This window comes from Streptomyces sp. NPDC091292, assembly GCF_044757265.1.
Classification (GTDB): Bacteria; Actinomycetota; Actinomycetes; order Streptomycetales; family Streptomycetaceae; genus Streptomyces.
On the sequence record NZ_JBIVUQ010000035.1, the window covers coordinates 15,939 to 42,606 of the forward strand.

Genomic DNA, 26,668 nt, shown 5'->3' on the forward strand with positions numbered 1-26,668 from the left:
CGCCTTCCCACACCGCTCGCCCGCCGCTTGCCCTGCCTGTCTTCCCGTCTTCCGGGCCTTACTGGCCTGCGCACGCAAAGGAGCCCGCCGTACCCGTGTCACCATTCGCCGACCGCATCGTCCAGCTCGCCTACGACCCGGGCATCGCGCCCAAGAGCGGCGGCCTGCCGGGCCTGTCCGTCCTCAAAAGCGTCGTCGCCTCGATCAATCTTTTTTGCCTCATCGCGGTCGTCGGCGCACTGGCCATCAGCCTCGCCGTTTGGGCCTGGGGCCACCACACCGGCGGTCACCAGGCCGAGGCCACCGGCAAGAAGGGGGCAACCGTCGCCGCCGGTGCCGCCCTCGGACTCGGCGCGGCCAATGCGATCGTCACCTTTTTCTCGGCACTGGGGTCTCAGGTCCAGTGACGCCGAAGCACTCCTTCCTTAGCGGCATCCTCCGACCGTCAAGCCGCCGCATCACCTTGATGGTGATCGGACTTGCCTGTCTGCTGGCCGTCACCGCGGCCACCGCCTTGGTCACCAGCCGGAGCGAGCAGCCCGCCGCCCCCTCCAGCCCTCCCGCGTCGACACACAGCACCACCAGCGACGCCAAAGAGCCCGTCGCCGAGGGCGGCCCGGTCCGCCGCCCTCCCTTGATCTCCGACCCGCTCGCCTTCGCACGGGTCGCCGCGGAGATGCTCTGGTCCTACGACACCCGCAGCACCAGCCACGAGCAGCAACTCGTCGGTATGAAGGCGTGGATGACGCAGGAGAGCGAATACAGCGACTGGGCCTCGATCTCCGCGCAGGTGCCCGACCCGATCCTGTGGGGGCGGATGGCCGACCAGCAGCAGCACGCCACCGCCGCCATCACGGAGGCGCACTACCCGGCCGCGTTCAAGCAGGCCCTCGCCGACGAACCTGCCGCGATCACGGAGGCATACATCTACGCCGTGACGGTCACCGGCACACAGACCATCTCCTGGGCCAAGGGCGGCAGCGGCGTGGAGGACCGCTCGGTGACCCTGGCTGTGCAGTGCCGGCCCTCTCACGACTGTTCACTCGTCGCCATCGCCCCGCGCGTCGCGCCCTGACGAAAGGACGTTGTTCCCCATGGGGTTTTGTGACCTTCCCCTCGCGGACAAGCTGTGTGCGGTCGGGGACGCGGTCGACTTCGCCAGCGACCCCGGCAAGGCGATCGGTGACTGGATGGCAAAATCAGCCGGTGAACTCGCCGCCACCTCCGCCGATCTCGCTGCCAAGGCGATCGACTCCACCACCCATGTCGACTTGAACGCTGCCTGGTTCCGCGACAATTACGAGACGATTCTCCCCATCGGGCTGATCGTGCTCGTGGCCACCTTCTGCGCCCAGCTCGTCCGCGCCGCGATCAAACGCGACGGGCAAGCGCTGGCTCAGGCGGTCACCGGCACCGTGGCCGGCGTGATCTTCGCGTTCTCCGCCATCGCCCTGACCACCGTGGCGATCGAGGTGGTCGACGCGCTGTCGGCTGGGCTCCTCACCGCATCGGGTCTGTCGGTCGAGACAGCGGTACGCCGCATCGTCAAGGTCGGCCAACTCGCCGCCCTGTCGGGTCTGGGCTGGCTGGTGATGGTGGGCGCCTGCCTCGGCATCGCCATCGGCGCGGTCCTGTTCTGGTGCGTGATGATGGTCCGCAAGGTCGGCATCCTGGTCATGGTCACCCTGGCACCTTTCGCCGGGGCAGGCGGCGGCTGGGAAGCCGCCCGTCGCTGGCGCCGGGGCTGGATCGAGGCGACAGCAACCCTGGTTGTCTCGAAGTTGTTGATGACGATCGTCCTGGTTCTGGGCATTGCCGCGATGGGCGACACCCAGTCGAAGGACGGGATCGCCGCACTCGCCGACGTCCTGGCGGGCATCGTAATTCTGGCCTTGGTGCTGATGTGCCCCTACGCCACCTTCCGTTTCGTCCACTGGGCGGCGGAAGGGTCCGACGGCGAATCCCTCCACCGCGCCGGCGGCGCCGGCGCTCAGCTCGCCAAGCAGCACGCTGAGCGGGCGGGCCGGAAGACCGCCGCGATGGCCGCCACCGCCGGAACCGGCGGCGCCGCCGCAGCTGCCGGAGCCGCCCCGCAGGGGCCCGACTCGATCCCCAGCGCCACCGGGTTCCCCGGCGACATCGCGTCTGCCCCGTCCGGCGGTGACCAGGACGGCCCGCGGGCTGGCGGTTCGGGTGTCTCGCCTGGCGGTGACTCCGCCACGTCCGGCCTGGAGAAGGCCGTCCAGCCTCCGCCGACCAGCGTCACCGACGACACCACCGGCCAGATGGGCGGCAGCCCGGCAGCGAGCCGGCCCGGACACGGCGCTGCCGGCCAAACAGGTGGATGGCAGTCCACCCCGCCGACAACGGCACCGCCGCCGCAGGGCGCTCCGCCGTCCACCGGGATACAGACCCCCGGCATGAACGGGCCGGCCTCACCGCCGCCGTCTCCGACCGGACTCTGACCGCCTGTCCGATCCCCGGGACGGGAGACCTCCACATCTCCCGCCCCGGCTCCCCGCGCCCCAGGACCACCACTTGTCCGATCTCGCCCCTGTCACGGTGCGGTTCCCTCACCGATCCCGCCGCGGCATCCTCCTCGGCCTCACCCTGGCCCAACTCGTCCTTGTCTCCTCGGCCCTGGCACTCTTGCTGGCAACGGTCGTTTCCACCGGGCTCCTCGGCGCCATCGCTCTGAGCCCGCTCTGGGCCGCGGTCGCAGCCCTTGTCGCGATCCGCCGGCACGGCCGCTCCCTGATCGACTGGGCGCCGATCGCCGCCCGCTACGCGCACCGCCAATACACCGGACAAACCCTGTGGCTCGCCCGCCCCGTCACCCGTCCGCGCCAGGACGGCATCCTCCACCTGCCGGGCACCGCCGCCTCCCTCAAAGTCGTCACCCCCGGCGACTCCACGAACGGCGCCGCCGCCGTCCACGACCCGCACCAGCAGACCCTCACCGCCATCGCCCACGTCTCCAGCAGGGCCTTCGTCCTGCTCGACCCGGCCACGCAGACCCACAACGTGAACGGCTGGGGTCGTGCCCTGGCAGGCACCGCTCGCACCGAGCATGTCGCCACCGTGCAGGTCCTGGAACGAACTGTCCCGGACTCCGGGGACACCCTGGCCCGGCACTGGGCCCAGCACGGCAGCCCGGAAACCCCGGTTGCCGGCCAGGTCTACTCCGAACTCGTCTCCGCCGCCGGCCCCGCCGCCGCCCCACACGAGACGTACATCGCGATCTCCCTCGACCTCAAGGCCGCCCGGCGCCTGATATCCCAGGCAGGCGGCGGGCTGCCCGGAGCGTTCACCGTCATGGAACAGACCACGGCCAGCATCGCCCAGGCGGCCAGGAACGCAGGACTGATGATCACCGGTTGGCTGAGTGCCCGGGAGATCGCCGCCGTCATCCGCACCGCCTACGACCCCAAAGCCCTCTCAACACTGCAGCAATGGTCCGATACCGGCAGCGCGGAAGCCGACCCGGCCGCCGCAGGCCCCGTGGTCCAGATCGAAGCGTCCGATCGTGTCACCACCGACAGCGCACAGCACGCGACCTACTGGGTGGAGAACTGGCCGAGGACCGACATGGGTGCCGCGTTCCTGCACGGCCTGATGTTCACGGCAGGGGTCCGCCGGAGCCTCTCCCTTATATATGCGCCCCAACGGCTTGAGTCGGCGCTGCGCGACGTCCAGCGCCGCAAGGCTGCCATCGTCGCGGACGCCAGCGAGCGCGCCCGGCGCGGCCAGGTCGACTCCGAAGAGGACTCCGTCGAATACGCCGACGTCAAAGCACGCGAGCGACAGCTCATTGCTGGGCATGCCGACGTCGCACTCACCGGGCTGGTCACCGTCACCGCCGAGAACGCTCGCCAACTCGACGCCGCCTGCGCGCAAATCGAGACCGCAGCCGTCACCGCTGGCGTCGACCTGCGCCGCCTCACCTTCCAACAGCCCGAAGCCTTCACCGTCGCCGCGCTCCCCCTCGCCCGCACCACCCTGTGACAGGGACCATCATGAACTCACATCCCGCGCCCGACGCGCACCCCTACCTCCGCGCCGCCACCGCTGGAATCCGCCACCATGCCCGGAGCCTGCCCGCCCAAGACAGGTCCAGCGACCGCGTCCACCTTGACGTGCTGCACGCCCACCTGACCGGACTGCACCAGTTCCTCGACCAGCTCGCCGAAGCCACCCGGCCCCCTCACCCCGCAGCCGGGCGCCGCCTCTCCGCCGCACACGTCCGGCTGTATCAGGCCGCCACCGACATCCACGCTGCCTTCCACCTCCTGCCGACCGTCTCGACCAACGACACCGCATGCCACCCCGAGCAGCTCCCCGAGGGACCGCCGTTCCTCACGATCTGCCAGCGCCACCTCGCCGCCGGACACATCGTGCGCCGCAAGACCACCCCCACCGATCTCAGGAGCCCGACGCACACCACCGCATGCGCGCGATGACCGCCACCCGCCGAAACCAGGGCCTCCGATGAACCACCGGCTCGCCCGCACAAGACGTCACGCCTCCGCGTCCCCCCTGTTCACCCCACACGGCGCCAACCGGGCCACCCGCAAGGCCGCCCGTCGCCGAATCGCCGAAGCCGATGCCAAAGCCAGGGCCGCAACCGCCCACCCGGCGGCCACCTCACCAACCGAGCACGAGACACCCCCGCCTCTCTACCCACCCAGCGGACGACCCGGACCCGGCTCCGCCCGCGGACGCCGCCTCAAACTCCCCGCCCACCGCATGACCACCGCCATCGCGGCCGGCGCGTACCCCTTCCTGGCCGAGGGCGGGCTCGGCGCGGCAGGCATCTACATCGGCCGCGACGTCCACGCCGAGGCGTCCTTTTGTTTCGATCCGTTCGCGCTCTACGGCAAGATCGAAGGCTTCACCAACCCGAACCTCTTGTTGGCCGGGGTGATCGGGCAGGGCAAGTCGGCGCTCGCCAAGAGCTTTGCGCTGCGGTCCATCGCGTTCGGCTACCGCGTGTACGTCCCGTGCGACCCCAAGGGCGAATGGACAGCCGTGGCACAAGCGTTGGGCGGCACCTCCATCGCCCTCGGCCCGGGACTGCCCGGCAAGCTCAACCCGCTGGACGCCGCGCCGCGGCCCAACAGCGTCTCCGAGGCCGACTGGGCGGGCGAGATCCGAAAGCGCCGTCTGCTGCTGCTCGGTTCCTTGGCCCGCACCGTGCTTGGGCGGGACCTGCTGCCGATGGAGCACACCGGCCTCGACGTCGCCCTGGACGCCATCGTCGCCCGCGCCGCCACGAGCGGTCGCACCCCGCTGCTCGGCGACATCGCCGCCACCCTCAACAATCCGGATGAACTCGACACCGCCGGCGGCCTGATGTCCGGCCGCCTCGGCGACGCCTCCCGCGATCTCGCCCACGCCATGCGCCGCCTCGTCCACGGCGACCTCGCCGGCATGTTCGACGCCCCCAGCACCGTGGCCTTCGACCCCACCTCGCCCATGCTGACCATCGACCTGTCACGCCTGGGCGGATCCGGCGACGACACCGCCCTCGTCCTCGCCATGACCTGCGCCTCCGCGTGGATGGAATCCGCCCTGTCCGACCCGACCGGCGGCCGTCGCTGGATCGTCTACGACGAGGCATGGCGCCTGATGCGCCACCCCGGCCTGCTCGCGAGGATGCAGTCCCAGTGGAAGCTGAGCCGCGGCCTGGGCATCGCCAACCTGATGGTCATCCACCGGCTGTCCGACCTGCTCACCGCAGGAGATGCCGGATCCCGCGGCCGGGCGCTCGCAGAGGGCCTGCTCGCCGACTGCTCCACCCGGATCATCTACCGCCAGGAGACCGACCAACTCCACGCTGCCGCAGCGCTGCTGGGGCTCACGTCGGTGGAAACCGACGCGATCTCCCACCTCAACCGTGGCCGAGGGCTCTGGAAGGTCGCGGGGCGCAGCTTCATCGTGCAGCACCTCCTGCACCCCCACGAGCTGGCGCTCTTCGACACCGACGCCCGCATGCACTGAGCCCAAGATTTCCAACCGCACCGGCAGCCACCTGCGACTTTCCAGCCCTCACCACCGGGAACCCATGCCCCCAGCCCGCACCGACCTGAACGACTTCGCCACCGAGCTGGCCTTCCGCCTGCCGGGTATCTGGAACAGCGACTACCACCACCACGCCGCCTACAAAGACCAGTTCCCCCTCGCCGAACAGCTCTGGGATCTCGGTCATGTCGACTGGGTGGTCAGCGAGTTCGTCCTCACCCACGACGCCGTACGGCAGCGTGCCGGAACCGGCGCGAATGACGCTCTACGCACACGAATTCCCGTACCACCCGCACCAGCCGGCCTTCCTCCTGCGCGCCGTGTACGGCGAGGACGGCCGCGCTCTGCGGATTCAGGCGGTCGCCCGCCGACTTGCCGAGCAGGGCATCGGGGTGACCGGTGCCACGCCGCACCGATCACGACCGCCGTGCTGCCGCCATCGCGGCCCACGGCCGACCGCAGCGATCAAGGCTGGCCGCGCCTTCGCCCGGATGGCGTTCTTCGTCACCGCCGGGGAGGTGCACACTGCGCTACCTCGGTACTCCCTCGGGGCCTGACATACGGGCCGCGATGAGCGCTGGGCGCATCGGCTGTATGACCACCCCCGCGCAAGGCAGCCGCATCCCCGAGGGCGCCCTGTATGCCTGCGACAACTCCAGGTTCGGCAGCGACGGCAAGGGCCTCTATTGGCCAGGCGCTGAAGCATGGTTCGCCTGGCTGTCGCGGACCATCGACAGGTACGGGCCGGATCGCTGTCTGTGGGCGCTCGCGCCGGACGAGCCGTTCGACGCCGCCGGCACCCTCACCGAGTCGCTGCCGTGGCTGATCCGCATTCGAGAGCTGGGTGTTCCCGCGGCCTTCGCGGCACAGGACGGCTGCGATCAACCCGGACTGCTGCCCTGGGACAGCTTCGACGTCCTCTTCCTGGCCGGATCGACCGAGTGGAAGCTCGGCCCAGTGGCCGAACGGCTGGCCCGCGAGGCAAAGACTCGCGGCAAGGGCGTGCACATGGGCCGTGTCAACTCCCAAACTCGTCTGAGGATCGCCGAGTGGTTCGGCTGCGACAGCGCCGACGGCACCTACTTCGCCTACGGACCCGACAAGAACCTTCCCAGGCTCCTCAAATGGCTCGCCGAACTCGACGGCAACCCCTCCCTCCTCGGCGGCACACACCAGCTCGGCGCTCACGACGCGGTGTCGAGCACCTCACCCCCGCTCCAAGCCCCCCGCCGCCGCACACCACCAGGTCAAGCGACTGCCACGAAAGCACAGGTGTCCCCGCTCGCGGGAGGACACGCTCCTGCCGTTCCGACAGCCGGACGTCCAGGCGCCCGAACGCGCTGACCGCGCCGTCACCCGCCTCACACGATCAGGAGTCCATCTGCCCTTCCACTACGACCAGGTCGGCCAACTGCACTCGCTGGCCGAGCGCATCCACAACGCGGCCGACGAGCTGCCGCTCACCGACTCGGCGCACTCCGGCGTCGACAACCTCGATGACCTCGACGACAGCGCTCGCAACATCGCCGGACTGATCACCCACCTCACCACCGCGGCAGCCTTCGCCGCGCGCACCGTGCACCGCGGTCGCGACCCTGAATCCGAGGTCACCCGACGCACGGTCACCCAGCTCACGCGCACGGTGGACGCCCTGGGGCACGCCCTGGCCGACCTCGGTGGAGCCGTCGCCCACGCCGGTGCCCTCCACCAACTCGGTTCGCTCCCCGGCTCCCCGCAGCGCACCACGGCCATCGAGTCCGAGCGCTCCCAGCTGTACGCCCGGATCGACAGCACGCGCCGTCAGCTGAACCAGACCGGCGGCCGGCTCCACCGGGAGGCCGATCGGCTCACCGCTCCGCCGACGCCGAACCGCAGCCCCCGCGCGACCAGCGCCACCCCCGTCACCCCGCCCAGCCCGGCTACCTCCCGCACCCGCTGATCCCCTCTTGCCCAAGACCCTGGAGCACACCCATCCGCACCGCCCGCGCCCTTCCCCTGCTCGTCTGCGCCGCGCTGCTCACCGGAGCCACCACCGCCTGCCGCAGCGACGACGCCCCAACCGCGAAGAAGAACCCCACCCCACCCGCCGCGCCGAAGCCGGTGCCCGCGCTCAGCGACGCGCAGGCCCGCGCCGTCATCACCAACTACTCGAAGATCAACAACGCGGCCAACGCGCGGCGTGACCGGACCCTGCTCGACACCGTCGAGGACGGTCCGATGTACGCGATGTCCGTCTCCGACTACACGGAGACCGAGGGCCTGCCGAAGGCCGACCGCAAAGTCTACAAGCCGTGGTCGTACGACATCTCCAGCGCCAAGCTGTACATCCCGCGCTTCACCACCGGCCAGGACCGCTGGTTCGCCGCCGCGCTCTCCGGCAAGAAGGGCAAGGATCCGAGCCGCATCGCCGTCTTCGCCGAGCAGCCGAAGGACAAGCGGTGGGAGCTGGTCTCCGTCGTCGACCTCGATGGCACGACACTGCCGGACATCGCCCTCGACAAGGACGGCTACGCCGCCACGGTCAAGGCCACCGGCAACAAGCAGCTCGCAGCCGACGCCGACGTGCTGCGCACCGCGGTGATCGACAACTTCGCGACCGGCGGGACGACCACCGGCACCAAGGTCTTCGAACCGACCAGGTCCAGCCAGCAGCAGATCAAGGTCCACGACGAAACGACCCGCAAGTTCGGGAAGTTGGGCACCACCGTCTTCGCCGCAGGCACCAACCGCTTCAAGGACGCCTACGCGCTGAAGACCAGCGACGGCGGCGCACTGGTGCTGTTCGCCCACACGCACACGCAGACCGACACCGTCGCGCAATCCGGGCTCCAGATCAACCCCGACAAGGACGACAACGCCTGGCTGCACGGCATCCCCCGCACGTCGGTGACGTACACGTTCGTCTGCGCCGACGCCGCCACCGTGCCCGCGAAGGCCGCCCCGTCCCGCCTGATCGGCTACACATGCGCCCGCACCGACGCCTCCGGCCCGCCCGTCGGCTCCGCGCCGACGGACCGCGCGTAGCCCGGCGGAGGTGAACCATGTCCCTGCCGCACCCCGACTTCGCGCTGTACGACAACGTCGGCCGCACCACCGAGCAGATCACCGCCCAACGGGAGGCCCGGCCGACCGCCGACGACCTGCACCGCTGGGCCGCCCATGACGCAAGGGAGTTCGCCCCCTCACTCCCCACCGAGGACGCCGGCCAGAGCATCAGCGACTGGACTCGCCATCTCTACCGGGCCCGAACGGCCGCCGAGGTGCACACCGTCGCGCAGGAAGTCCTCGGTGACGGCCACGGCGGTCTCGGCGAGCTGCACCTGTTCTTGGAGACCGCGGCCGAGTGGTGCGAGCACAACCAGGAACCGGCCATCGCCGCCCGCTACCGCCAGCACGCCGAGGAACTGTCCGCACTCGGTGACCAGCTCGCCTACCTGGGCGAGGACCACCTGGCCAGCACCTACCGGCACACGGACCGGCCAGCACCCGGGCAGCCCATGCCCGCCGTCGCGATGACGCCAGCGGCACCGACTGCGTCCATACGCCGTCCCGCCCGCTGACCCCACCCACGACAGGAAGCCCTCTGTCCACTCGCTCTGTCATCGCCCGCCCCACCGGCACCGGCTACGCCGGCACGTACGTCCACTGGGACGGCTACCCCAGCCATCACCTGCCCCTGCTGCTCGCCGCACACCAGCATCGCTTTGCCGGGGACACCGACGCCCTGGCCACGTATCTCGTCGACGAGGCGCCGGAGGGCTGGTCCATCCTCGGCACCGACCTCCTGGACGGCGCACCCGAGGCGCTGCGCGAGCACCTGGCCGTCGTACGCGACGGACCCGGCCGACGGTACCCGGCCCACCCGACCTTGCCCCCGCTGCTCTACACCCAGCGAACAGCATCCAGCCTGATCTGGGGCTACGTCCTCCACCCGCTGGGCATCGAAGTGATCAGCGCGCCCGGCACGGCACGCGGTCCGATCGTCGCCTGGGGCACCGACCCCCGCACGCGGTTCCGCGACACCGCCAGCCTGTGGGCGTCCGACCGGCCGATCCCGGCCACCACCCCGCCCAAGACCACCGCGCGCACTGCGACGCCCGGCCCCACGCCGTCGCCCATCACGGCAGCACCGCCGCGTCCCCGCGCGCACTAACCGCCCATTTCAGGAGACTGACCTGTCTACCCGCTCTGTTATCGCCCGCCCCACCACCGACGGATATGCCGGCATGTACGTCCACTTCGACGGCTATCCCGACAGCAAACTCCCCCTCCTTCTCTCCGCCTACCAGTACCGGTTCGCCGGTGACCTGGAGGCCATGGCCCGGTACTTGATCGACGACGTGCAGCACGGCTGGGACGAGCTGGGCACCGACCTCCTCGACGGCGCACCCGCCGCCCTACGGCGCTCCCTGACCAAGGGCGATGAGTGGCCCAGCCGTCAGATGACCGACGTGGTCTCGGCGGACGGCACACCGGCCGAGCGTGAACTGATCACGCAGGACGGCATCGACGGACTGGAGTGGGCGTACGTCCTGCACCCGCACGGCATCGAAGTGATCGCCCTGCAGGAGTACGACCGCGGCCCCGTCGTCCCATGGGACACCGACCCGCGCAGTCGCATCAACGCCAATCCCGCTGCCTGGCCTCCGAGTTCCCGGGCCCCTGTCGTCGCACCCCGCACCACGCGGCGCCCATCGACCACCGCGTCCGCCACGCAGCCGGCACCCCGCAAGACCGCCCGCCGCTAGCCCCGGTACCCCGCACTGTCCCCAACTGCCGCCCGCCCGGAGATCCCCCTCACCCCGCACCCGAAGATCACCGTGGTTATCGTGTCCGCACCCTCGTCCTGCCGCGCCCGGTCGGTGCAGCCTGCGCCCGCAACTTCGCCCTCGAAGAAGTGCGCACCGAGTTCGTCAACTGAGCCGAAAACGATGGCGAGTTCGTCGACTGGGCCATGTCGCTGCGCTCGCGCACCCTGGAGGAGACCGGGGTGGGATGGTGCGCCGGATACAGCCAGGATCTTCACCCGGACGGGACCACGACCCTATGGCGGCGGGCCGCCACGAGGCCGGGGAAGTGTGGCAGTACTGGAAGGACCCCGCTAGCACCATTCCGCGCGGCCCGACCACCCTCCTCACCCTCAGCGACCTGGTGCGCCCGCGGCTCCTATGGGCGGGCTCGTCCCGGGCGAGGGCTGCTGCGCTCTCGCGGTCACCTGCCTCGCTCCGGGCATCGTGCTGCCCGTGCCGGTCTACCGGTACCGCAAGCACGCCGGGCAGATGACAGCGCAGGACTCGTTCGACCAGCTGGAGGTGAGGGCGCGCGGGCCTTTGCCCATCGTTTTGGTGTCAGCCTGCGCGCTGCGTCCTCGCCGCCACGTGATGCCGCCTCCACCGCCGCGGCCGGGACGTGACCCGCCGTGGCGAGCGTGTCGAGCAGGCCGCGGCCTGGACGATCCCCGAGCTGCTTAGGTGTCGAGGAGTGCGGGGACGAAAATGTCCTGGCTGGTGAGCAGGCGCTTGGAGAGGCCCTGCTCGTGGTGGTAGCGCAGGAACGTGTCGACGGCCTTGCGGTTTGCTCCGACGCCGTAGGGCCACCAGTCCTCGCCCAGCAGGCGCCGGTTGTCATCGAACAGCTTGCTGAACCAGGGGGTGACGAGGCTCATGTGCTGCTTGGCGGCGTCGTCCAGGTACCTGCGTTCTGCGAGATCCTTGGCCGCGCCGAACGCGCGGTAGACCGCCTGCAGAAGGTCGGTCCGGCCGCTCAGTTCCCTGCGGACCGCGACGATGTGCATCGGCGGGAAGATCCCGGTGCGCCGGTAGTAGTCGCGCTCCACGGCCTCGTAGTCGGGAAAGAGCCGGGCGATCGCCGTCGAACCGTTCAGTACGGCCAGAGGGACGTCGACCGAGATAAGCGCGTCGATCTCGCCGGATTCGAGCATGGCGCCCAAGGTCTGACGGTCCGCGGCGTGGCGCACATCCACCCCGGCCGGCACCGGCTGCGGGATCCAGTCGAACGCGGGAATGGGGTGATTGGTGCCGCCGATGACCCAGCGGCACTGATCAGGGGTCACGCCGTACTCGTCGGACAGGATGCCCTTGGGCCAGATCCCGGCATCGTGGCCGTAGAGCGCGAACTCTCCGATCGTCTTGCCCGCGAGGTCCTGCGGCCTTTCGATTCCGGCCGATGTGTTGACGTAGATCGCCGAGTGCCGGAAGTTACGGTTCGGGAAGATCGGCAGCGCCATGAAGGGCGCGTCATCGACATCGAAGGTACGCAGCAGGTAGGTCAGGCCGAATTCCGCCAGGTCGTAGCGGCCTTCGAGCATGCGGCAGAAGATGTCGGTGACCAGCGGTGCCGTCTCAAATGTGGTGTCCATGCCGTCGACGGTGACGCGGCCATCGACCAGCGCCGCGGTGTGTTCATAGGCGTAGACGCCGATGTCCAGTGGTGCGCTCATCAAGAAGCCCTCACTTCCGTGAATGACCTTTCACTTTTTACGATGGACCTGTCAGCCTCACCCTGTCAAGATGAATGATCATTCACGTTGAAGGGGGCCGACCGTGCCGCGCATCACCGTCGAGCGTCGCGAAGCCAAGCGCGCACAGATCGTGGCAGCGGCGCGCCGCTGCTTCTCGCGCGACGGTTTCCACCAGACCTCGATGCCCGACATCGCCCGGGAAGCCGGCGTCTCAGCCGGGGCTCCCTACCGGTACTTCGCAAGCAAAGAGGAGATCATCCTCGCTATCGCCGCAGACGCGTTCCGGCTGATTTTCGACCCGGTCCGGCAGTTGGCCGCGGTCACCGACGCCGCCTCCGTCGCCGACTTGGCGGCCGCCTCACTCGACGCGCTGAGCACCGACACCGTCGTCGACTCCACGGGACGCACGGTGCTGGTCGAGGAACTGCTGCGCTGCGCCGTGCAGACCTGGTCGGAGATGCTGCGCAACGACGCTGTGCACGCCCGCGCCGTCGAGGGCTTCGAGGAGGTGCGCCGCAGCATCGCCGACGCGCTACACCGTGGTCAGGCGGCCGGCGCCGTCCCGCTCGCCGTGGAGCCGGAGCGCGCCGCTCGGGTGGTAATGGGCCTGCTACACGGGTTCCTGCTGCAACGCGTGGCCTTCTGCCTGACCGACTCGGCTGGATTCAACGACGACATCCGCATGCTGTTCGAGGGCACCGGGTAACCGGATGCCCCTGAAACGACAGTACAGATGCGAGAGCACGGATACCGCCGACCGTCCTCCGACGAATCCGAACCCACAAGCGACAGCGACTTGAGGGATGGTCACCGAAGATGCAAGGTCGAGTTGACCAACCGCGGTGCCGTCCGCGCAGCCTGACCTTTCACCTCGCAGGCCACACCCGCCGGGCCGTGCAGCCTCCAACGGGACCAGACAACCATCAGGCACGTCCCGTTGCCTCCGCCTCCTGCGGCGTGGCCATCACCCGCCGAACCAGCGCGCGGCCCCGAGCCCAAGCGCGCCCCGACGACCCGCTGAGCCCCGTCCGTCTGGACGACGTCGCCATCGGGCTCGATGCACCAGGACCAGCTGCGGGGCGGTGAGGCCCGCCCTGGAGCATGTCGGCAGTCATTTCCCATCGTTCGTGGTCCAGCCACGCACCGTTGATGTGCTGAAAGCTCCGGGCCAGCCTCGCCTTCGCCCAACACCCCACCGCTTTCCGCCACCACCGATAGGAGATCCGCCTTGCCCGAAACACCAGCAGAGCCGTTCATGACGATCCGGCACACCATCACCGGCGAGATCACCACCACCAGCTACAACGCCGCCGCCCGGCGGATCCTGCTCCAGTCCGGCTTCGAAGAGACGCCCGGCTGCGCCTGCCGAGCGACGGAACCCGGTACGGAGCGGACGCACGGGCCAGCTCGGCAGCCAGCGAGCTGCTCGTCGCCGGCCATCCCGTGCACCTGGACCGAGCCCCCGGCCGGCCGGTGAGCGCCGACGGTACACCCCGGTTGGCCCGGTCGCCGATGTCGGCACAGTCCGTGATCCGCTCCAAAAGCGGCCAGCCTCTCCAGCACATCGCCAACCCCGCCCGCACCCACACCTGTTGAAGGGCCCTCTCTTTGACCACACCCGTAACGCCTACCAGTCCAGCGCGCACCAAGGGCGGCGAACTACGGGCCAAGGTGGCCCGACTGCTGGCCGACCGGCCGGCCGATAGGCTCACCATCGGGGACATGGCCAGGCAGCTGGGCCACTCCCACGGCGCCGTCCGCAACGCCGCCCTCACCCTGGTGCGACGCGGCGAGGCCGACCAAGGCGGAATGGGACAACCGGAGTTCCGCGCGAACGCGAAAACCGCCGCAGCAGCGCAGACCGCTGTGATCAGCCCACCGGGCACCCACTCTCCCCGCGCCCAGGCGGCCACGGCCCGCACCACCATTCCCGCAGCAGCCACGCCCAGGCAGACCGGCCCGATCCGCCGCGCGGGAGGCCAGGTCTACCACCCCCGGGAGCTGGCCGATCTGCCCGACGTCGAGGCGCTAAATCGCCTGCGCGACGCCGACGTGCCGGTGCTGCTCTACGGCCCTCCGGGCACCGGCAAGACGAGTCTGGTCGAGGCGGCGTTTTCGGACCTGCTCACCGTCGCCGGTGACGGCGACACCACGGTCGGCGACTTGATCGGCGAGTACACACAGGACGACGCGGGAGGCTACGTCTTCCAGTACGGTCCGCTGGTCACCGCGATGACCGAGGGCCGCGCCCTGCTGATCGACGATGCCACCTTGATCTCACCGAAGGTCCTGGCGGCGCTGTATCCCGCGATGGACGGGCGCAGGCAGATCCAGGTCAAGGCCCACAAGGGCGAGACCATCAAGGCCGAGCCGGGCTTCTACGTGGTGGCGGGCCACAATCCCGGCGTCCACGGGGCGGTTTTGACGGAAGCGCTCGCGAGTCGGTTCAGCGTGCAGATCCAGATCGGCACGGACTATGACCTCGCCCTGGCGCTGAGGATCGATGCCCGGGTGGTCCGGGTCGCCCGACACCTCGCCCGCCAAGTCGACCTCGGCGAGCTGGGCTGGGCCCCCCAACTGCGGGAACTGCTCAGCTACCAGAAAACCGAGGCCGTCCTCGGCACCAAAGCCGCGCTCGCGAACCTGGTCGGCATCGCCCCTCTGGAGGACCGCGACGCCGTCGCCGCTGCCGTCATCAAGGCTGCCGGCGTCAAGGAGATCGCGCCCCTCACACTCGGCAAGCAGCTTCCCGCCTCGGCCGTCCGGCAGCCCCCGGGCAGCACCGGCTCCGCGCACCGGAGCCGCTCGCGATGAGCGCCCACCACCACGTCCAGTCCCCCGCCACCACCCGGGACGACGACGCCGACCTCGCGCGATGGGACGACGACGGCGCCCCGCCCGCGCAACCCCGTTCCTCCCCGGACGCGTGGCTGCGCGTGGGAGCCGAACTCGGCGACCGGCTGGTCGCCCTCTCCGGCCGCCAGGACCTCCTCGTCACCTGCCGCCCCGGCACGCGCAGCCGCGCGCCGGCCGCGTTCTTCCCCACTCTGGGCGAGATCGAGGTCGACGCCCGTTTGTTCGCCCCGCTTAAGCCCCACGAGATCCATCCGCGGATCGTGGGCGACGAGGAGCGCTATCCCGACGCCTGGGGAGTCGTCGTCCACGAGGCCGCCCACGCGGCCCACTCCATCTGGACGGAGCCAGCCGGAGCGAACCCCCGTGTCGTCGAGGCCGCGCTCCTGCTGGAGGAGAGCCGTGTCGAAGGCGCACACCTGATCACACGGCCCACGGACCGCACGTACCTGCGCACCAGTGCCCGAACCATGGTCATGCCCGACATCGCCCACCCCACCCTCCAGGGCATCGAGCACGCCGCCGCCGTGGCGGCCCTGGTCCTCGGCCGCCGTGACGTCGGCATCCTGGACGCAGGCGAGACCCGGGCCGTCGCCGATCTGTGCGAAAAGGTGCTGGGCGCAACCCTGCTGGCCACACTCACCCGCATCTGGACCGCAGCCCACCAGTGCGCCGACCACGACGCCACGACCATGCTCGCGCACGCTCAAAAATGGTGCGACGCTCTGGACACCGCAGCCCCCGCCCTGCCCGTGCCGGAGAACCTCACCGATCTGCTGTCCGGCGCCGTGGGGGTCGTCATGGACAGCACGGCAGCCACCGACGCCGCCGACCTCGCGGCACAGGCCGCAGCGACCAACGCCATGGCCGCGCAGTCCAAAACGCAGGCTCAGGACCGCGCCCAGCGGGCCGGCCAGCGACGCCAAGCCGCCGCCACCGCCAAGTCCGTCTTCAACGCCCGTGGCACCACCGTCAACCCCGACGGCACACCGGCGCCCTACGGCAACCCGGTCACCGGCACCCGCAGGCCCACCGCCACCGAGCAGAGTGCCGCCGCGCGCCTCAGCCGCGCCCTGCGTGCCGCCGCCTACCGCGAGCGGACCGAGGAACGGACCACCAGCCCCACCCCGCCCGGCCGCCTCAACATGGGCCGTGCCCTCGCCCGCGACGCCCAGCGCGCGGCCGGGTCGGTCCCCACCGCGGAACCGTTCACCCACACCCGCCGCCGCAGCTCGCCCACCCCACCGCTGCGTGTGGGGATCGCTGTCGACGTCTCCGGCTCCATGCGGGCCGCCTGCGCGCCCGTCGCGTCCGCGGCCTGGATCGTGGCACGCGCAGCAGCCCTGACCGACCCCGACTCCCTGACCGCCACCATCGCCTACGACACGCATCTGACTGCATTGACCCGACCCACCCACCGGGCACCGGACCGCGTGACAATGATCGGTGCCAACGGCAGCAGTCACAACCTCGCCAACGCCCTGGACGCGCTCGACCACGGCCTCGACCTCAGCCGCCCCGGCACCGGCCGCCTCCTCGTGATCGTCACCGACGCCATCTACACCCCCGACGAAACCGCTCAAGCCGTCACCCGCGTCAAGCAGCTCACGACCGCCGGCTGCGCCGTACTCCAACTCACCCTCACCACGAAGTCCCACCACTTGCCGGGGACCACCGTGCTGCACCTGCCCCAGCCCTCCAGCGCTCCCGCCGCCATCGCCACGGCGGCCACAGACGCCCTCCGCAGGACACGCTGAGACGACGCAGAAGACAGAAAGCAGGACCAACCACGTGGCAGTACGCACGACCTGGAAGATCATCCACAGCTGTGGACACGAAGTGACCCACGACCTGTCCAACCGCCCCGCCGACCGGCGCGCCGGATTCGCCCGCTGGCTCGAAGGCCGCGACTGCACCGACTGCTGGAAGGCCGCCCGCGACTCCGACACGGAATCCAAAGAAGCCTGGCTCGCCGCCAAGCGCGCCGAGGAGCAGCAGGCCGCCGCCGAGTGGGCCGAGCAGTTCGACATGCCGCCGCTCGAAGGACCCGAGCGTTCCCTCGACTGGGGCGCCCGCTCCCGCCACCAACTCGTCACCACCGCGTACAGCGTGCTGGTGAGCGAGGGCACCTGGGACGAGGCCGACTGGGCCGTCCTGGAAGACAAGATCCGCACCGTCACCCGTGCCGGGTGGTGGATAGACCAGCGGGACGCCGAGGGCGCTGACCTGCTCGAACTCCTCGACGCGGCCAGTGAAGCGGATCGCGGGACGGAGAATCCGTTCCGCTGACGACGGGGCAACATAGCCGGAGAACGGCGGTTAGGCAAACCGGCGTTCCTCCGGACTATTGATGCTCCCACCCCGTCACCATCGCGTGGAAGGAACCGCGTGCCCCCTCCGTCCTGGGAACATCAACCCACCCCCCTCACCCCCGATCCGCTCACTCCCACCCGGGACATCACCCACGCCCATTTCCAGGCCGGTGACACCGTCGTCGTACTGAAGGGGGTAGCCGACGGTGAACTATGGGGTGACGCGATGCGGGTCATCACCCCGTCCTGGCACACCCTGACCGAAGAGGACGGGTGGCGGCTGCGGGATACGACCGGCGGCGCCCAGTCCTACGTCACGGCCCATCCCCGCTACCTCGTGCACCTCTCCCGCCGCTGCCCGGACTGCCTGATCTACCTGAGGGCCATGGAGGACACCCTCCTCGCGCGGTTCGCCGAGCACGACGAGCTGATCGACTGCGGCTGGTACTTCACCACCGCCGAGGGCCAGCTCGTACACACCGCCGACGTCCGGAGCGGCCGGTGATCCCCCGCCTGCACGAGCGCACCCACACGCCGCACGACCCGCTTGAAGATGCGCTGGGACGGACCCGTGTCACCGAACGAGGGTCTGACAGAGCACACGAACGTCGCCCACTGGCCCGCCCTGGATTACTTCACCCTGGACGACGAGCAGAAGACCTGGACGTCCGTCCAGTGGGCCGAGCACCTCGAAGACCCCTACCTGGAGCATCCGTTCGCCACCAGCCCCGACGACGACCGGCGGGCGATCCTCCACCTCGACGTCCGCCTGCACCCGGACGACCGGGGCCTCACCCGACCGGAGTGGGCCGAGGTGGCACACCGGCTTGCGCGGGCCGCCGGCATCGAGATCCCCGGCAAGGAAAGCGGCTGCCGGTGGATCGCCGTCCAGGCCCAGCCCAGCCGCCTCGACCTGATTGCCAACCTGATCCATCTCGACGGTGCCTGGCACACTCCTCCCGCGGACAAACTGCGCCGCCTGGCACATGAGGCGCGTCGCATCGAACAGGATCTCGACCTGATTCCCGTCCGATCCGACTCCCCTGCGCGGCCTGCCGTGCGCGCCGCACTCACGGCGTCGGCCCAGCTCGCAACCATCCTCACGCACTTGGCCGACGAGCGGGCCGGCCCGCTGGCCGCGGTGCGCGGACTCGCCGAGCACACCTCGCACCGGATCGCCCGCCAGCCGGGGGCCGTCAGCACCGATGCGGCACACCGCCTGGAGCTGATCGCCCTCCGCCTCCACGCCATCCAGCAGGACCTGGACACCACGGCAACCCGCCTGGTCCAGCCCCGTGCCGTTCCGGTCCCGGCCGCAGCCCGGCACAGCGCCCACCGATCGCCGTAGGAGAAACTCTCCTTGCCCCGCACCGACCGCTCCCTGGACATCCGCCGCGACCCGCACTCCGGCGAACTCCTCGCCCGCGGCGGCGGCCCCAAGGCACACAGCGTCCTCCAGCGCACGGGCTTCGTCGCCGTCGTCCGCGTCCACGAGACGTACCACCGTGTCCCCACCGGCCTGGCCGAGAACGCCGAGTCCCGTCTCGCCACCGACGCCGTCGCCCGCCTGCGAGCAGCCGGATACCACGTGGACTGCGACGCGGACTTCGACACCGACTCGCGTCCGGCCAGCTACCTGCCTCTGGGCACCTCTGTCGCCCACGTCGCCGAGCGCCTTCGTGAGGCCACCACCACGGACGAGGCGGCCGAGGCACTGACTGAGCTGACCGCCGCCCACGACGGCGTCCTCGCCGCGCTGGAGAACATCCTCACCGCCGCCGCCGACTTCCACGACGGGCTCGGCCAGGCCGCCGACCCCTACATCGCGCGCCGACTGCGCTACCTCGCCGACGAGCACCTGCGCGTCATCCGGACCGACCTCTCCGAGACCCGCAACCAGCTCGCCGACCGGCATGCCCCGCACCCCGGCCGCAGCACCTGCACTGAGGAAGTCCCACCCACCGAGCACGAGCGCTCCGCCGTGTGCGCCTGCCCGCCACCACCGCGCACTCTCCCGGCCACACCGCCCCCCTTGGTCGCCGGACTGCGCCGCTGACTCCCACCCCGCCCAAGGACACCATGCCTGACCACTTCTACACCTCCGAGCACCTCGCCTCGTACGCCGACATCCTCGCCGGCGAACTCCCCGACGGCTGGACCAGTACCCACCTGCCGGCCGACGCCAAGGACGATCTCGCCGAACTCACCGACCGCGTCTGGGACCTGGACCTGGTCGCTGCCTCCCTCACCGAGCACCCTCCGCTGCAGGCCGCCGTCCTGCACCGACCGGACGGCGCGCAGCTCGTCCTTCTGGACCGGCACGACGAGCGCGAGGGCTTCCTCATCGCCGCCATCGCCCCTCGGGCCCTGCCCGACGAGGCGTACCGCGCCGTCCCCGAGCCCAATGGCGTCGCCCTGGCCGATGACCCGTTCGTGGGCGCCGAGCAGATCGCCGGCGACCTGCTCACCCGCTACGACAGCGCCCTCGCCCAGGTCCGCCACAACGCACTGGGCGGCATTCAGACCTCCCAGCCCGACCGGGTCGTCCTGACCTGGCAGCCGGACGGCAGCATCGCCACCGTCCCCGCCGACGACCGCGCCAGTACCGTCCTCACCTCCCACGGCTTCATCCAGGACCCGCAGAGCGGTATCCACCGCCTGAGTGGTGACGACACTCAGGCCCAGGCCCGCGCCCTGCGCGAGATCGGCCCGCGCCTCGACGCACTCGGCATCGGCACCGCTCTGCAACACCCCGCGGGCCAAACCGCGCCCACCGCCGCGCCCGCTTCCGTGCCGCCCGTCCCGGCGGGTCCCCGTACGCCGGCCACCCCGTCCCGGTGAAGCAGACAGAGCCCGGCTTCTGGTTGCTGACGTACGTCACCAACGCCAAGGACCCCGTCGCCGATCTCATCGTGGCCATCGCCGGCACCGACCGCACCTCCCCGCCGGGCCGACGCCCGCCCGGAGGCCGTCCTCGCCGAGACACAGCGCGTCGAACGACGCCACCACCACTGACCGTCCACCGACCCGGAGGAGCATGTCCCACCCCACCCCGTACGCGGTGAGGCTGACCGACGAGATCACCCGTCGGCTCGGCCAGCTCGCCGACCACCTCTCTCAGCTTCCCCCGTCGCAGGCCGCACACGTCATCGCCCGCGTGCTCGACCCAGACAACGGAGTCCTCGGCAGCATCACCCACCTCGTCGCCACCGGCAGCGTGTTCGCCAAAGACCAGGCGGAGCGCGGCGCTCTCCCCGCAGAGGTGTGGCTTGCCCTGGGCCGGGCCGCGAACGAACTCGACGACATCACCCTCGACCTGGACGAACACAAAGACACCCTCCAGCGCCTCGGCGCCCAGCCCGCCGCTAGCGCGGCGAAGGCCCCGGCACCCGCACCGCTCGTCGTACGGCGCCGCCGGTGAAGAAGCAGCAGCGGCAGGGCTGGGGGCCGGGCGAGCAAGCCCAACAGCACTACCTCATCGAGCCTCGCGCCCTCGCAGGCGGCGGCGACGTGCGCCACATCGGCGAATTCCTGCGCGCCTCCGGCTGGCGGGACCATTCCAAGCCGGCGGGCCCTCTCTCCATGGAGAGTCCGGACCGCACCTTCCGTATCGCCTACGACCCGTACCTCCTACCGGGCGGGTGGACGATCCACGGCGTCGCGAACGGGAACGAGGACGAATGGTGGGCACACCTGGGCCGGCAGACACCGGTGGAAATCGTCGCCGGCGTCACCGACGCCCTCACCCGCCCCCGTTCCGCACACGCCCCCAACGTGTGGGCGCCGCTCCAGGAGCAGCACTGGCGCACGCCGCCCAACGCCGAACATCACACCGCCATCAGCGCTGACGGCAGCACCTGGATGCAATACCACCAGACCCCCGACGGCGCGGCAATGTGGTGGTCCGGTGCGCAGGACGGTCAAGGCAACGGCTGGACCGCCCAGTTCTCAGCCAGCACCCCGATGCACCTCGTGCAAGCCTTCTCAACCGCTCTCGCCAGCACAGAGCCCGTGATGCGCCCGCTCGGCCGCGTCCCACCCAGCACACGGATCCGCTCCACGTCCGTCTCCGTCCTGCCCTCTCAACTCAGTGCCTGGCAACAGGCCCGGCTCAACGCCGCCCGCGCCGCCTCCTGGGCCCGCAACACCGCCCGAAGCACCGGGCCCCGCACCTCAGCCCGTCCTCACGCCCATACGGGCGGGACCCGAACCCGCCACTGACCGCCCGAGGAGCCCCTTGCCCGCACTCACCCCGGACATCATCCGCACCGTGACCAAGACCTTGTCCCGCCGCGCCGACCACCCGCGCGCCCGGTATGAGCGTGCCCCCGGCAGTCAACCGGGGTGCAGCTAATGCGGGTGAGCAAACAGCAGCTCACCGCCTTCGCTGACAAACTCGCATGCCAGATCCCCTTCGACACCAGCCCCCGCCACCTCGCCGGCCCCGGCGACGCCCGCCATGTCACCCATGGCCTCGCGACAGCCGGATGGATCTGTACCTCCGACCCGCTCAGCGCAGAAATCATCCTCCGCAGCCCAGACCACCGGCTCACCCTCCAGTTCGACCCGCAGTCCGCCACCTCCGCGTGGTGGCGGCTGCGGGCCGAGACCACCGACAGCGAACGAGGCTGGTACGCCGAGTTCGGCGAACTGGTCCCAGCCGAGATCCTCTGCCACGCCACCGACGCCCTCGTCACCCCGCCGCCGTCCAAACAACAAGCCCCGTGGGAGGTATTGGGCTCGGCCGGCTGGCTGCTCGACGAAGCGAACAGGGCTGCCCGTTCGCCGGATGCGATGTGTCACATCGAACAGGGTCGCGACCGGGACGTGATGTCCTGGCGCATCGAAACCCTCCCCTCGGGCCACCCCTACTCGGACGGACCCCGGATCTGGCACGCCTGGTTCGACACGCGCACACCCTCCTGCCTAGTGACCGCATTCATCACCGGGCTCGTTGATACCGCCCCCCTCCAGCGCGGCATGTACGAACGACTTGGCCACTACAGCACCGTGCAGGAGCGGAGCCCGCTCTCACCTGAGCAGGTAGCCGCAGCACACACCGCCCGAGTCGACAGAATCCGCGTACAGGCTCGCGCCGCCCGCCGCCAGCAACCGTCCAGTGCCGCAGCGGCTCCGACGACAACCGGCGCAGCACGTCCTGCCGCTTCGCTCACTCCAGTCCGAGGCCGATGACACCCCCCGGCCTCGCCACCCGAACCAGTCCCGCCCCGGGCCCCTTCCCCCGAAAGACCCTTGAGCCCTGCCGCATCGCCCCCGAACGAGATCCACACCCTGCACCTGCAACGACTCGCCGCCTACCCCAACGACAGCGAGAGAGTCCTCGCCGACTGGGACGCACACGCCGACGAATACGCCGCCCCGCAAGGGTGGCCGCCCGACGACGACGGCCACCGTGCCGAACGCCGTGCCGCGAAAACAGACGAAGCGTTCGAGAACGTCCGCGCCGATGCCCTGCATCTCCTCGCCACGGCCGAGACCCAACTCGCAGGACTGCCCGACCGTTTGATGGAAGACCGCTGGGTCTGGCAAATCAGCGTACTGTGCAGGGCCCTCAATACCCTCAACGCCCCGCACGCCGAATGGCGTCAGACCCGCGATTGTCTGCCCATCGGTGCCCGCCCCGGCACGGACGCATTCAACACCACGCTCACCGAGTACCAGGCGGAAGCGTGGAGCTGCTCGGCGACTAGGCCGCCTATGGACACGCTGTCCTTGAGATCAACACAGTGGCCCGGCATTCCCCTTCAGTCTTGGCCCCGCCACCGAGCGCCGCCCCAGCGACGTCGGCGAACCCAGTGACCCCAGTACGGAGACGACCATGCCCCAGCCGCACGAGACCGTCGAGGTCGACTTCACTACCCCGCGCCACCTCGCCGATGGGCCGACCCCGCCTGGATCGCCGTCCCCCTCCCCCGCGCCTGCGGATGGAGTTACGGCGACAACCCGTCCGCTCCCTCGCTGCCCGGCACGCCACCACGGCGCCGGTCCCGATCCCCTCGCGGCAGGCGTCACCTAGGCCCGGCCGCAGCCGCTGACCCTCACCTCCCCGCCCGGAAGCACGTAGTCCTTGCCCCCTTCCTCCTCCAGCAGCAACACCGACGGATACGACCTCGTCCTGCGCCTCCTGTTCGGCGTGCTCGCCGTCGTCGTCCCCCTGTCCCACCTGGCCTGGCTGTCCGGCAACATCACCGCCTACCTCACCGGCACCAGCTGGGCCCCGTACCAGCCGACCAAGGCCCTACTCCATCCCGAGCAGGTCTGGCCCGCCGCGGGAGAAACGTCCCTGCTGATCGGCGCCCGCATCGTCCCCGTTTTCCTGTTCCTCGCCCTCGGAACGGGGGTGGGCGTCCTGTGGGCCTGGCACAAGAACCGGAACGGCGGCCGGAATCGGAAGATGAAGGTCACCGACATGGCCAAGGCCCGGGACATCGAGCCGCTGATGGCCAAGGCGGTCACCGACAAGGCCCGCTCCCTGCGCCCCAGCCTGAAGGACACCAAGCACATCGACGTGAAGGACACCGGCATCCTTCTCGGCAATCTCCAGGGCAGCCGCCACGAGGTACGCATGGGGTTCGAGGACGTCGCCGTCGCGATCATGGCGCCCCGGTCCGGCAAGACCACCTCGCTCGCCATCCCCTCCATGCTCGGCGCACCCGGCCCGGTCCTGCTGACGTCGAACAAGGCCGCCGGTGACGCCTTCACCACCGCCTACGAGGCAAGGGCCCAGGCGGGGGCGGTGTGGACCATGGACCCGCAGCAGATCGCGCACGCCGCCCGCGATATGTGGTGGAACCCCCTCGCCAGCGCGAACACCCTGGACGGGGCGAACCGGCTCGCCGGACACTTCCTCGCCGCGAGCGTCGATGCGTCCCAGCAGGGCGATTTCTGGTCGAAGGCCGGCAGCAACATCCTGTCCCAACTGCTGCTGGCCGCCGCGCTCGACGAGCGGCCGATCACCGACGTCATGGCCTGGCTCGCCTTCCCCGCCGACCGCACGCCGCTCGACGTCCTGCGCGACCACGACTTCCCCGCCGTCGCCGCCCAACTCAAGGGCACCGTCGAGGGGCCGCCCGAGACCCGGGACGGCATCTACGAGACCGCCCGGCAGTACGCCTCCGCCCTCCTGAACGCGGAGATCGCCGCGTGGGTCACCCCACAGAAGGACGCCGAGGAGTTCCGCCCAGAGCAGTTCGTCACCTCCAGCGACACGCTGTTCCTGCTCAGCAAGGACGGCGGCGGCGGAGCCTCGGCACTGATCGCCGCGTGCGCGGACTCAGTGATGCGCGCCGCGACCGCGCAGGCCGAACGCGCAGGCGGGCGCCTGGATCCGCCCATGCTGGCGATCCTCGACGAGGCCGCCAACGTGTGCAAGATCAGCGACTTGCCGGACCTGTACTCACACCTCGGCAGCCGCGGGATCATCCCGATCACCATCCTCCAGTCCTATCGCCAGGGCCAGAAGGTGTGGGGGGACGCGGGCATGGACGCGATGTGGAGCGCTTCCACCGTCAAGGTAATCGGCTCCGGAATCGATGACCCGGACTTCGCGGACAAGCTCTCCCGCCTGGTAGGCGACCACGACGTGCAGACCACGTCGACCTCGTACTCCGAGTCCGGCAAGAGCACGTCGGTGTCGATGCGGCAGGAGCGGATCCTGCCCGCCGACGCGATCCGCGCCCTGCCCAAGGGCACCGCGCTCTGCTTCGCCACCGGCATGCGCGCGGCCATGCTTGATCTACGGCCGTGGTACCGGGAGCCCGGCGCGGAGGAACTGTCCGCCGCGTCCACCCGCGCGTCGCAGGCGATCACCGCCCGCGCGGTTGCGAAGCACACGCCCACGCAGTCCGACTTCGGGAAGGCCGCGTGAGCAACACCCCGCTGCACCTGGTGCCGGTCCGCTCGCGCCAGGCGAAGGAGTTCGTGCGGACCTGGCACCGCCACCACCCGCCGCCCGCCGGGCAGATCTTCGCCGTCGGCGCCGCCGACGAGACCGGCGTCCTGCGCGCGGTCGCGATCGTCGGCCGGCCCGTGGCACGCCACCTCGACGACGGCGCCACCCTCGAAGTCACCCGGACGGCCAGCGACGGCACGCGTAACGCCAACTCGCTGCTCTACGGGGCATCGTGGCGCGCGGCGAAGGCACTCGGATACCGGCGACTGATCACGTTCACGCAGGAAAGCGAGAGCGGCGCCTCTCTGCGTGGCGCGGGCTGGCACCTGATCGCCCGCCGTCCACCGCGGGCCGGATGGCACACCGTTTCCCGGCCCCGGACCGGCAACGGCAATGACCACGTCGCTCGCTTCCTGTGGCAAGCCCCTGACCGTACGCCGGCAGTCCCCAGCACCGTTCCCCCAGCACGCCCGACCGGACCGGAGTAGCCCTGCACATGGTCGACTTGACCGCACACACCCGCCTGCTCGGCGAGGTTTCGCCCTCCCTGAAAGAGCTGTCCGCCGAGGCCAGACGTATCCGAGAGGGTGAGATCGCCAAGCCCGTCCGCGAGATCGCACCCCTCAGTCTCCGGGTGCACGAGCTGGCCGTGCAGTGCACCCGGCAAGTCCACGACCTGTCGGTCAGCCGGTATTCCGCGATGGAGGGCGGCGCCGAATCCTTGGCGCACCTTGCCGGCGCCTGCGCACAGATCTCGCTCTCCGCCACCCTGTGCAACCTCGCCATCCATCACCGCACCGAGATCTACCTGTACGAGGACGCCGATCCCACCCCCGCAACCAGCGCCGATCAACTTCGCCGCGCTGAGGACGAGATGCAGCGCGCCGCCACCACCTATCGAGCCGTGGCACAGCAGTTTTCCCGCCGCCTCGCATCCTTCACGACGCGCCCTGAGTTCCTGCACCGCAGTCCCACCCAGGCCAACGCGAAGGCGACGACCCCTGCAGCCCGGCAGCGAACCTGACAGCACCCCCGAGCCGGACAAGCGCGGGACCTCACGCCTGGAGAAGACCTGCACACCTACGAACC

31 protein-coding genes and 1 pseudogene are annotated in these 26,668 nt (G+C 70.4%); 30 read left to right on the forward strand and 2 right to left on the reverse strand.

Annotation, left to right across the window (positions count from 1 at the left end; all coding sequences use genetic code 11):
• Nucleotides 1–95 precede the first annotated feature (95 nt).
• The 8 genes from ACIQNU_RS42230 (at nt 96) to ACIQNU_RS42265 (ending at nt 7,365) form a co-directional block, all read left to right on the forward strand.
• Nucleotides 96–407 (forward strand): DUF6112 family protein, encoded by a 312-nt coding sequence (locus ACIQNU_RS42230; protein WP_401377588.1) that lies wholly within the window; start codon nt 96–98, stop codon nt 405–407.
• A 59-nt stretch (nt 408–466) separates the two neighbouring features.
• Complete coding sequence (locus tag ACIQNU_RS42235; protein WP_401377591.1) at nt 467–1,075, forward strand: hypothetical protein; 609 nt, start codon at nt 467–469, stop codon at nt 1,073–1,075.
• A gap of 19 nt (nt 1,076–1,094) precedes the next feature.
• On the forward strand, nt 1,095–2,465 hold the full coding sequence (locus ACIQNU_RS42240) for a proline-rich domain-containing protein (protein ID WP_401377594.1): 1,371 nt from the start codon (nt 1,095–1,097) through the stop codon (nt 2,463–2,465).
• Between the two features lie 73 nt (nt 2,466–2,538).
• Complete coding sequence (locus ACIQNU_RS42245) at nt 2,539–4,005, forward strand: SCO6880 family protein (protein WP_401377597.1); 1,467 nt, start codon at nt 2,539–2,541, stop codon at nt 4,003–4,005.
• An 11-nt stretch (nt 4,006–4,016) separates the two neighbouring features.
• Nucleotides 4,017–4,460, forward strand: a complete 444-nt coding sequence (locus ACIQNU_RS42250; RefSeq protein WP_401377600.1) for a DUF6238 family protein — start codon at nt 4,017–4,019, stop codon at nt 4,458–4,460.
• A 28-nt stretch (nt 4,461–4,488) separates the two neighbouring features.
• The gene (locus tag ACIQNU_RS42255; RefSeq protein WP_401377602.1) at nt 4,489–6,000 is read left to right on the forward strand and encodes an ATP-binding protein; all 1,512 of its coding nucleotides are present in this window, start codon (nt 4,489–4,491) and stop codon (nt 5,998–6,000) included.
• Nucleotides 6,001–6,278: 278 nt separating this feature from the next.
• Nucleotides 6,279–6,578, forward strand: coding sequence for a hypothetical protein (locus tag ACIQNU_RS42260; protein WP_401377605.1), 300 nt, complete (start codon nt 6,279–6,281; stop codon nt 6,576–6,578).
• Nucleotides 6,579–6,591: 13 nt separating this feature from the next.
• Complete coding sequence (locus ACIQNU_RS42265) at nt 6,592–7,365, forward strand: hypothetical protein (protein ID WP_401377608.1); 774 nt, start codon at nt 6,592–6,594, stop codon at nt 7,363–7,365.
• Between the two features lie 25 nt (nt 7,366–7,390).
• On the opposite strand, the gene ACIQNU_RS42270 is transcribed toward ACIQNU_RS42265, so the two are convergent.
• Complete coding sequence (locus tag ACIQNU_RS42270; RefSeq protein ID WP_401377610.1) at nt 7,391–7,564, reverse strand: hypothetical protein; 174 nt, start codon at nt 7,562–7,564, stop codon at nt 7,391–7,393.
• Between the two features lie 33 nt (nt 7,565–7,597).
• Here ACIQNU_RS42270 and ACIQNU_RS42275 point away from each other — a divergent pair, with 33 nt between their 5' ends.
• The 6 genes and pseudogenes from ACIQNU_RS42275 to ACIQNU_RS42300 form a co-directional block, all read left to right on the forward strand.
• A complete protein-coding gene (locus ACIQNU_RS42275; protein ID WP_401377612.1) occupies nt 7,598–7,960 on the forward strand; it encodes a hypothetical protein in 363 nt (120 codons plus the stop codon).
• 161 nt (nt 7,961–8,121) lie between these two features.
• Nucleotides 8,122–9,045: a hypothetical protein gene (locus ACIQNU_RS42280; protein ID WP_401377615.1), complete on the forward strand. Its 924-nt coding sequence runs from the start codon at nt 8,122–8,124 to the stop codon at nt 9,043–9,045.
• A 17-nt stretch (nt 9,046–9,062) separates the two neighbouring features.
• A complete protein-coding gene (locus ACIQNU_RS42285) occupies nt 9,063–9,581 on the forward strand; it encodes a hypothetical protein (protein WP_401377618.1) in 519 nt (172 codons plus the stop codon).
• Nucleotides 9,582–9,889: 308 nt separating this feature from the next.
• On the forward strand, nt 9,890–10,174 hold the full coding sequence (locus tag ACIQNU_RS42290) for a hypothetical protein (protein ID WP_401377621.1): 285 nt from the start codon (nt 9,890–9,892) through the stop codon (nt 10,172–10,174).
• 73 nt (nt 10,175–10,247) lie between these two features.
• On the forward strand, nt 10,248–10,769 hold the full coding sequence (locus ACIQNU_RS42295; protein WP_401377624.1) for a hypothetical protein: 522 nt from the start codon (nt 10,248–10,250) through the stop codon (nt 10,767–10,769).
• Nucleotides 10,770–10,849: 80 nt separating this feature from the next.
• Nucleotides 10,850–11,434 (forward strand): annotated as a pseudogene (locus tag ACIQNU_RS42300) (glycosyltransferase); the annotation flags it as partial.
• A 54-nt stretch (nt 11,435–11,488) separates the two neighbouring features.
• Here the strand turns inward: ACIQNU_RS42300 and ACIQNU_RS42305 are convergent.
• Nucleotides 11,489–12,481 carry a 4,5-dihydroxyphthalate decarboxylase gene (locus ACIQNU_RS42305; RefSeq protein WP_401377626.1) on the reverse strand — a complete coding sequence of 331 codons (993 nt, stop codon included), beginning with the start codon at nt 12,479–12,481 and terminating at the stop codon, nt 11,489–11,491.
• 103 nt (nt 12,482–12,584) lie between these two features.
• On the opposite strand from ACIQNU_RS42305, the gene ACIQNU_RS42310 reads away from it, so the two are divergent.
• The 16 genes from ACIQNU_RS42310 to ACIQNU_RS42385 all read left to right on the forward strand — a co-directional run bounded on the left by ACIQNU_RS42310 (nt 12,585) and on the right by ACIQNU_RS42385 (nt 26,603).
• Nucleotides 12,585–13,208: a TetR/AcrR family transcriptional regulator gene (locus ACIQNU_RS42310; protein WP_401377628.1), complete on the forward strand. Its 624-nt coding sequence runs from the start codon at nt 12,585–12,587 to the stop codon at nt 13,206–13,208.
• 549 nt (nt 13,209–13,757) lie between these two features.
• On the forward strand, nt 13,758–13,979 hold the full coding sequence (locus ACIQNU_RS42315; protein WP_401377699.1) for a hypothetical protein: 222 nt from the start codon (nt 13,758–13,760) through the stop codon (nt 13,977–13,979).
• Between the two features lie 194 nt (nt 13,980–14,173).
• The gene (locus ACIQNU_RS42320) at nt 14,174–15,316 is read left to right on the forward strand and encodes an AAA family ATPase (protein WP_401377701.1); all 1,143 of its coding nucleotides are present in this window, start codon (nt 14,174–14,176) and stop codon (nt 15,314–15,316) included.
• On the forward strand, nt 15,313–17,112 hold the full coding sequence (locus tag ACIQNU_RS42325; RefSeq protein WP_401377630.1) for a hypothetical protein: 1,800 nt from the start codon (nt 15,313–15,315) through the stop codon (nt 17,110–17,112). The genes ACIQNU_RS42320 and ACIQNU_RS42325 overlap by 4 nt, the downstream gene beginning before the upstream one ends.
• A gap of 34 nt (nt 17,113–17,146) precedes the next feature.
• A complete protein-coding gene (locus tag ACIQNU_RS42330; RefSeq protein ID WP_401377631.1) occupies nt 17,147–17,644 on the forward strand; it encodes a hypothetical protein in 498 nt (165 codons plus the stop codon).
• Nucleotides 17,645–17,743: 99 nt separating this feature from the next.
• Nucleotides 17,744–18,172, forward strand: coding sequence for a hypothetical protein (locus ACIQNU_RS42335; RefSeq protein ID WP_401377633.1), 429 nt, complete (start codon nt 17,744–17,746; stop codon nt 18,170–18,172).
• A gap of 66 nt (nt 18,173–18,238) precedes the next feature.
• Complete coding sequence (locus ACIQNU_RS42340) at nt 18,239–19,015, forward strand: relaxase/mobilization nuclease (RefSeq protein ID WP_401377636.1); 777 nt, start codon at nt 18,239–18,241, stop codon at nt 19,013–19,015.
• Between the two features lie 12 nt (nt 19,016–19,027).
• Entirely contained in the window at nt 19,028–19,723 is a 696-nt protein-coding gene (locus ACIQNU_RS42345) for a hypothetical protein (RefSeq protein WP_401377639.1), read from the forward strand.
• A gap of 23 nt (nt 19,724–19,746) precedes the next feature.
• Nucleotides 19,747–20,508 (forward strand): hypothetical protein, encoded by a 762-nt coding sequence (locus ACIQNU_RS42350; RefSeq protein WP_401377641.1) that lies wholly within the window; start codon nt 19,747–19,749, stop codon nt 20,506–20,508.
• 196 nt (nt 20,509–20,704) lie between these two features.
• Complete coding sequence (locus ACIQNU_RS42355) at nt 20,705–21,088, forward strand: hypothetical protein (protein WP_401377644.1); 384 nt, start codon at nt 20,705–20,707, stop codon at nt 21,086–21,088.
• A complete protein-coding gene (locus ACIQNU_RS42360; protein ID WP_401377647.1) occupies nt 21,085–21,888 on the forward strand; it encodes a DUF317 domain-containing protein in 804 nt (267 codons plus the stop codon). Before ACIQNU_RS42355 ends, ACIQNU_RS42360 begins: the two co-directional genes overlap by 4 nt.
• A gap of 132 nt (nt 21,889–22,020) precedes the next feature.
• Nucleotides 22,021–22,860: a DUF317 domain-containing protein gene (locus ACIQNU_RS42365; RefSeq protein WP_401377650.1), complete on the forward strand. Its 840-nt coding sequence runs from the start codon at nt 22,021–22,023 to the stop codon at nt 22,858–22,860.
• A gap of 60 nt (nt 22,861–22,920) precedes the next feature.
• On the forward strand, nt 22,921–23,487 hold the full coding sequence (locus ACIQNU_RS42370; protein WP_401377652.1) for a hypothetical protein: 567 nt from the start codon (nt 22,921–22,923) through the stop codon (nt 23,485–23,487).
• 268 nt (nt 23,488–23,755) lie between these two features.
• On the forward strand, nt 23,756–25,555 hold the full coding sequence (locus ACIQNU_RS42375) for a type IV secretory system conjugative DNA transfer family protein (RefSeq protein ID WP_401377655.1): 1,800 nt from the start codon (nt 23,756–23,758) through the stop codon (nt 25,553–25,555).
• The gene (locus tag ACIQNU_RS42380; protein ID WP_401377657.1) at nt 25,552–26,067 is read left to right on the forward strand and encodes an XF1762 family protein; all 516 of its coding nucleotides are present in this window, start codon (nt 25,552–25,554) and stop codon (nt 26,065–26,067) included. Before ACIQNU_RS42375 ends, ACIQNU_RS42380 begins: the two co-directional genes overlap by 4 nt.
• Nucleotides 26,068–26,075: 8 nt before the next feature.
• Complete coding sequence (locus tag ACIQNU_RS42385; RefSeq protein WP_401377660.1) at nt 26,076–26,603, forward strand: hypothetical protein; 528 nt, start codon at nt 26,076–26,078, stop codon at nt 26,601–26,603.
• Nucleotides 26,604–26,668: the final 65 nt, after the last annotated feature.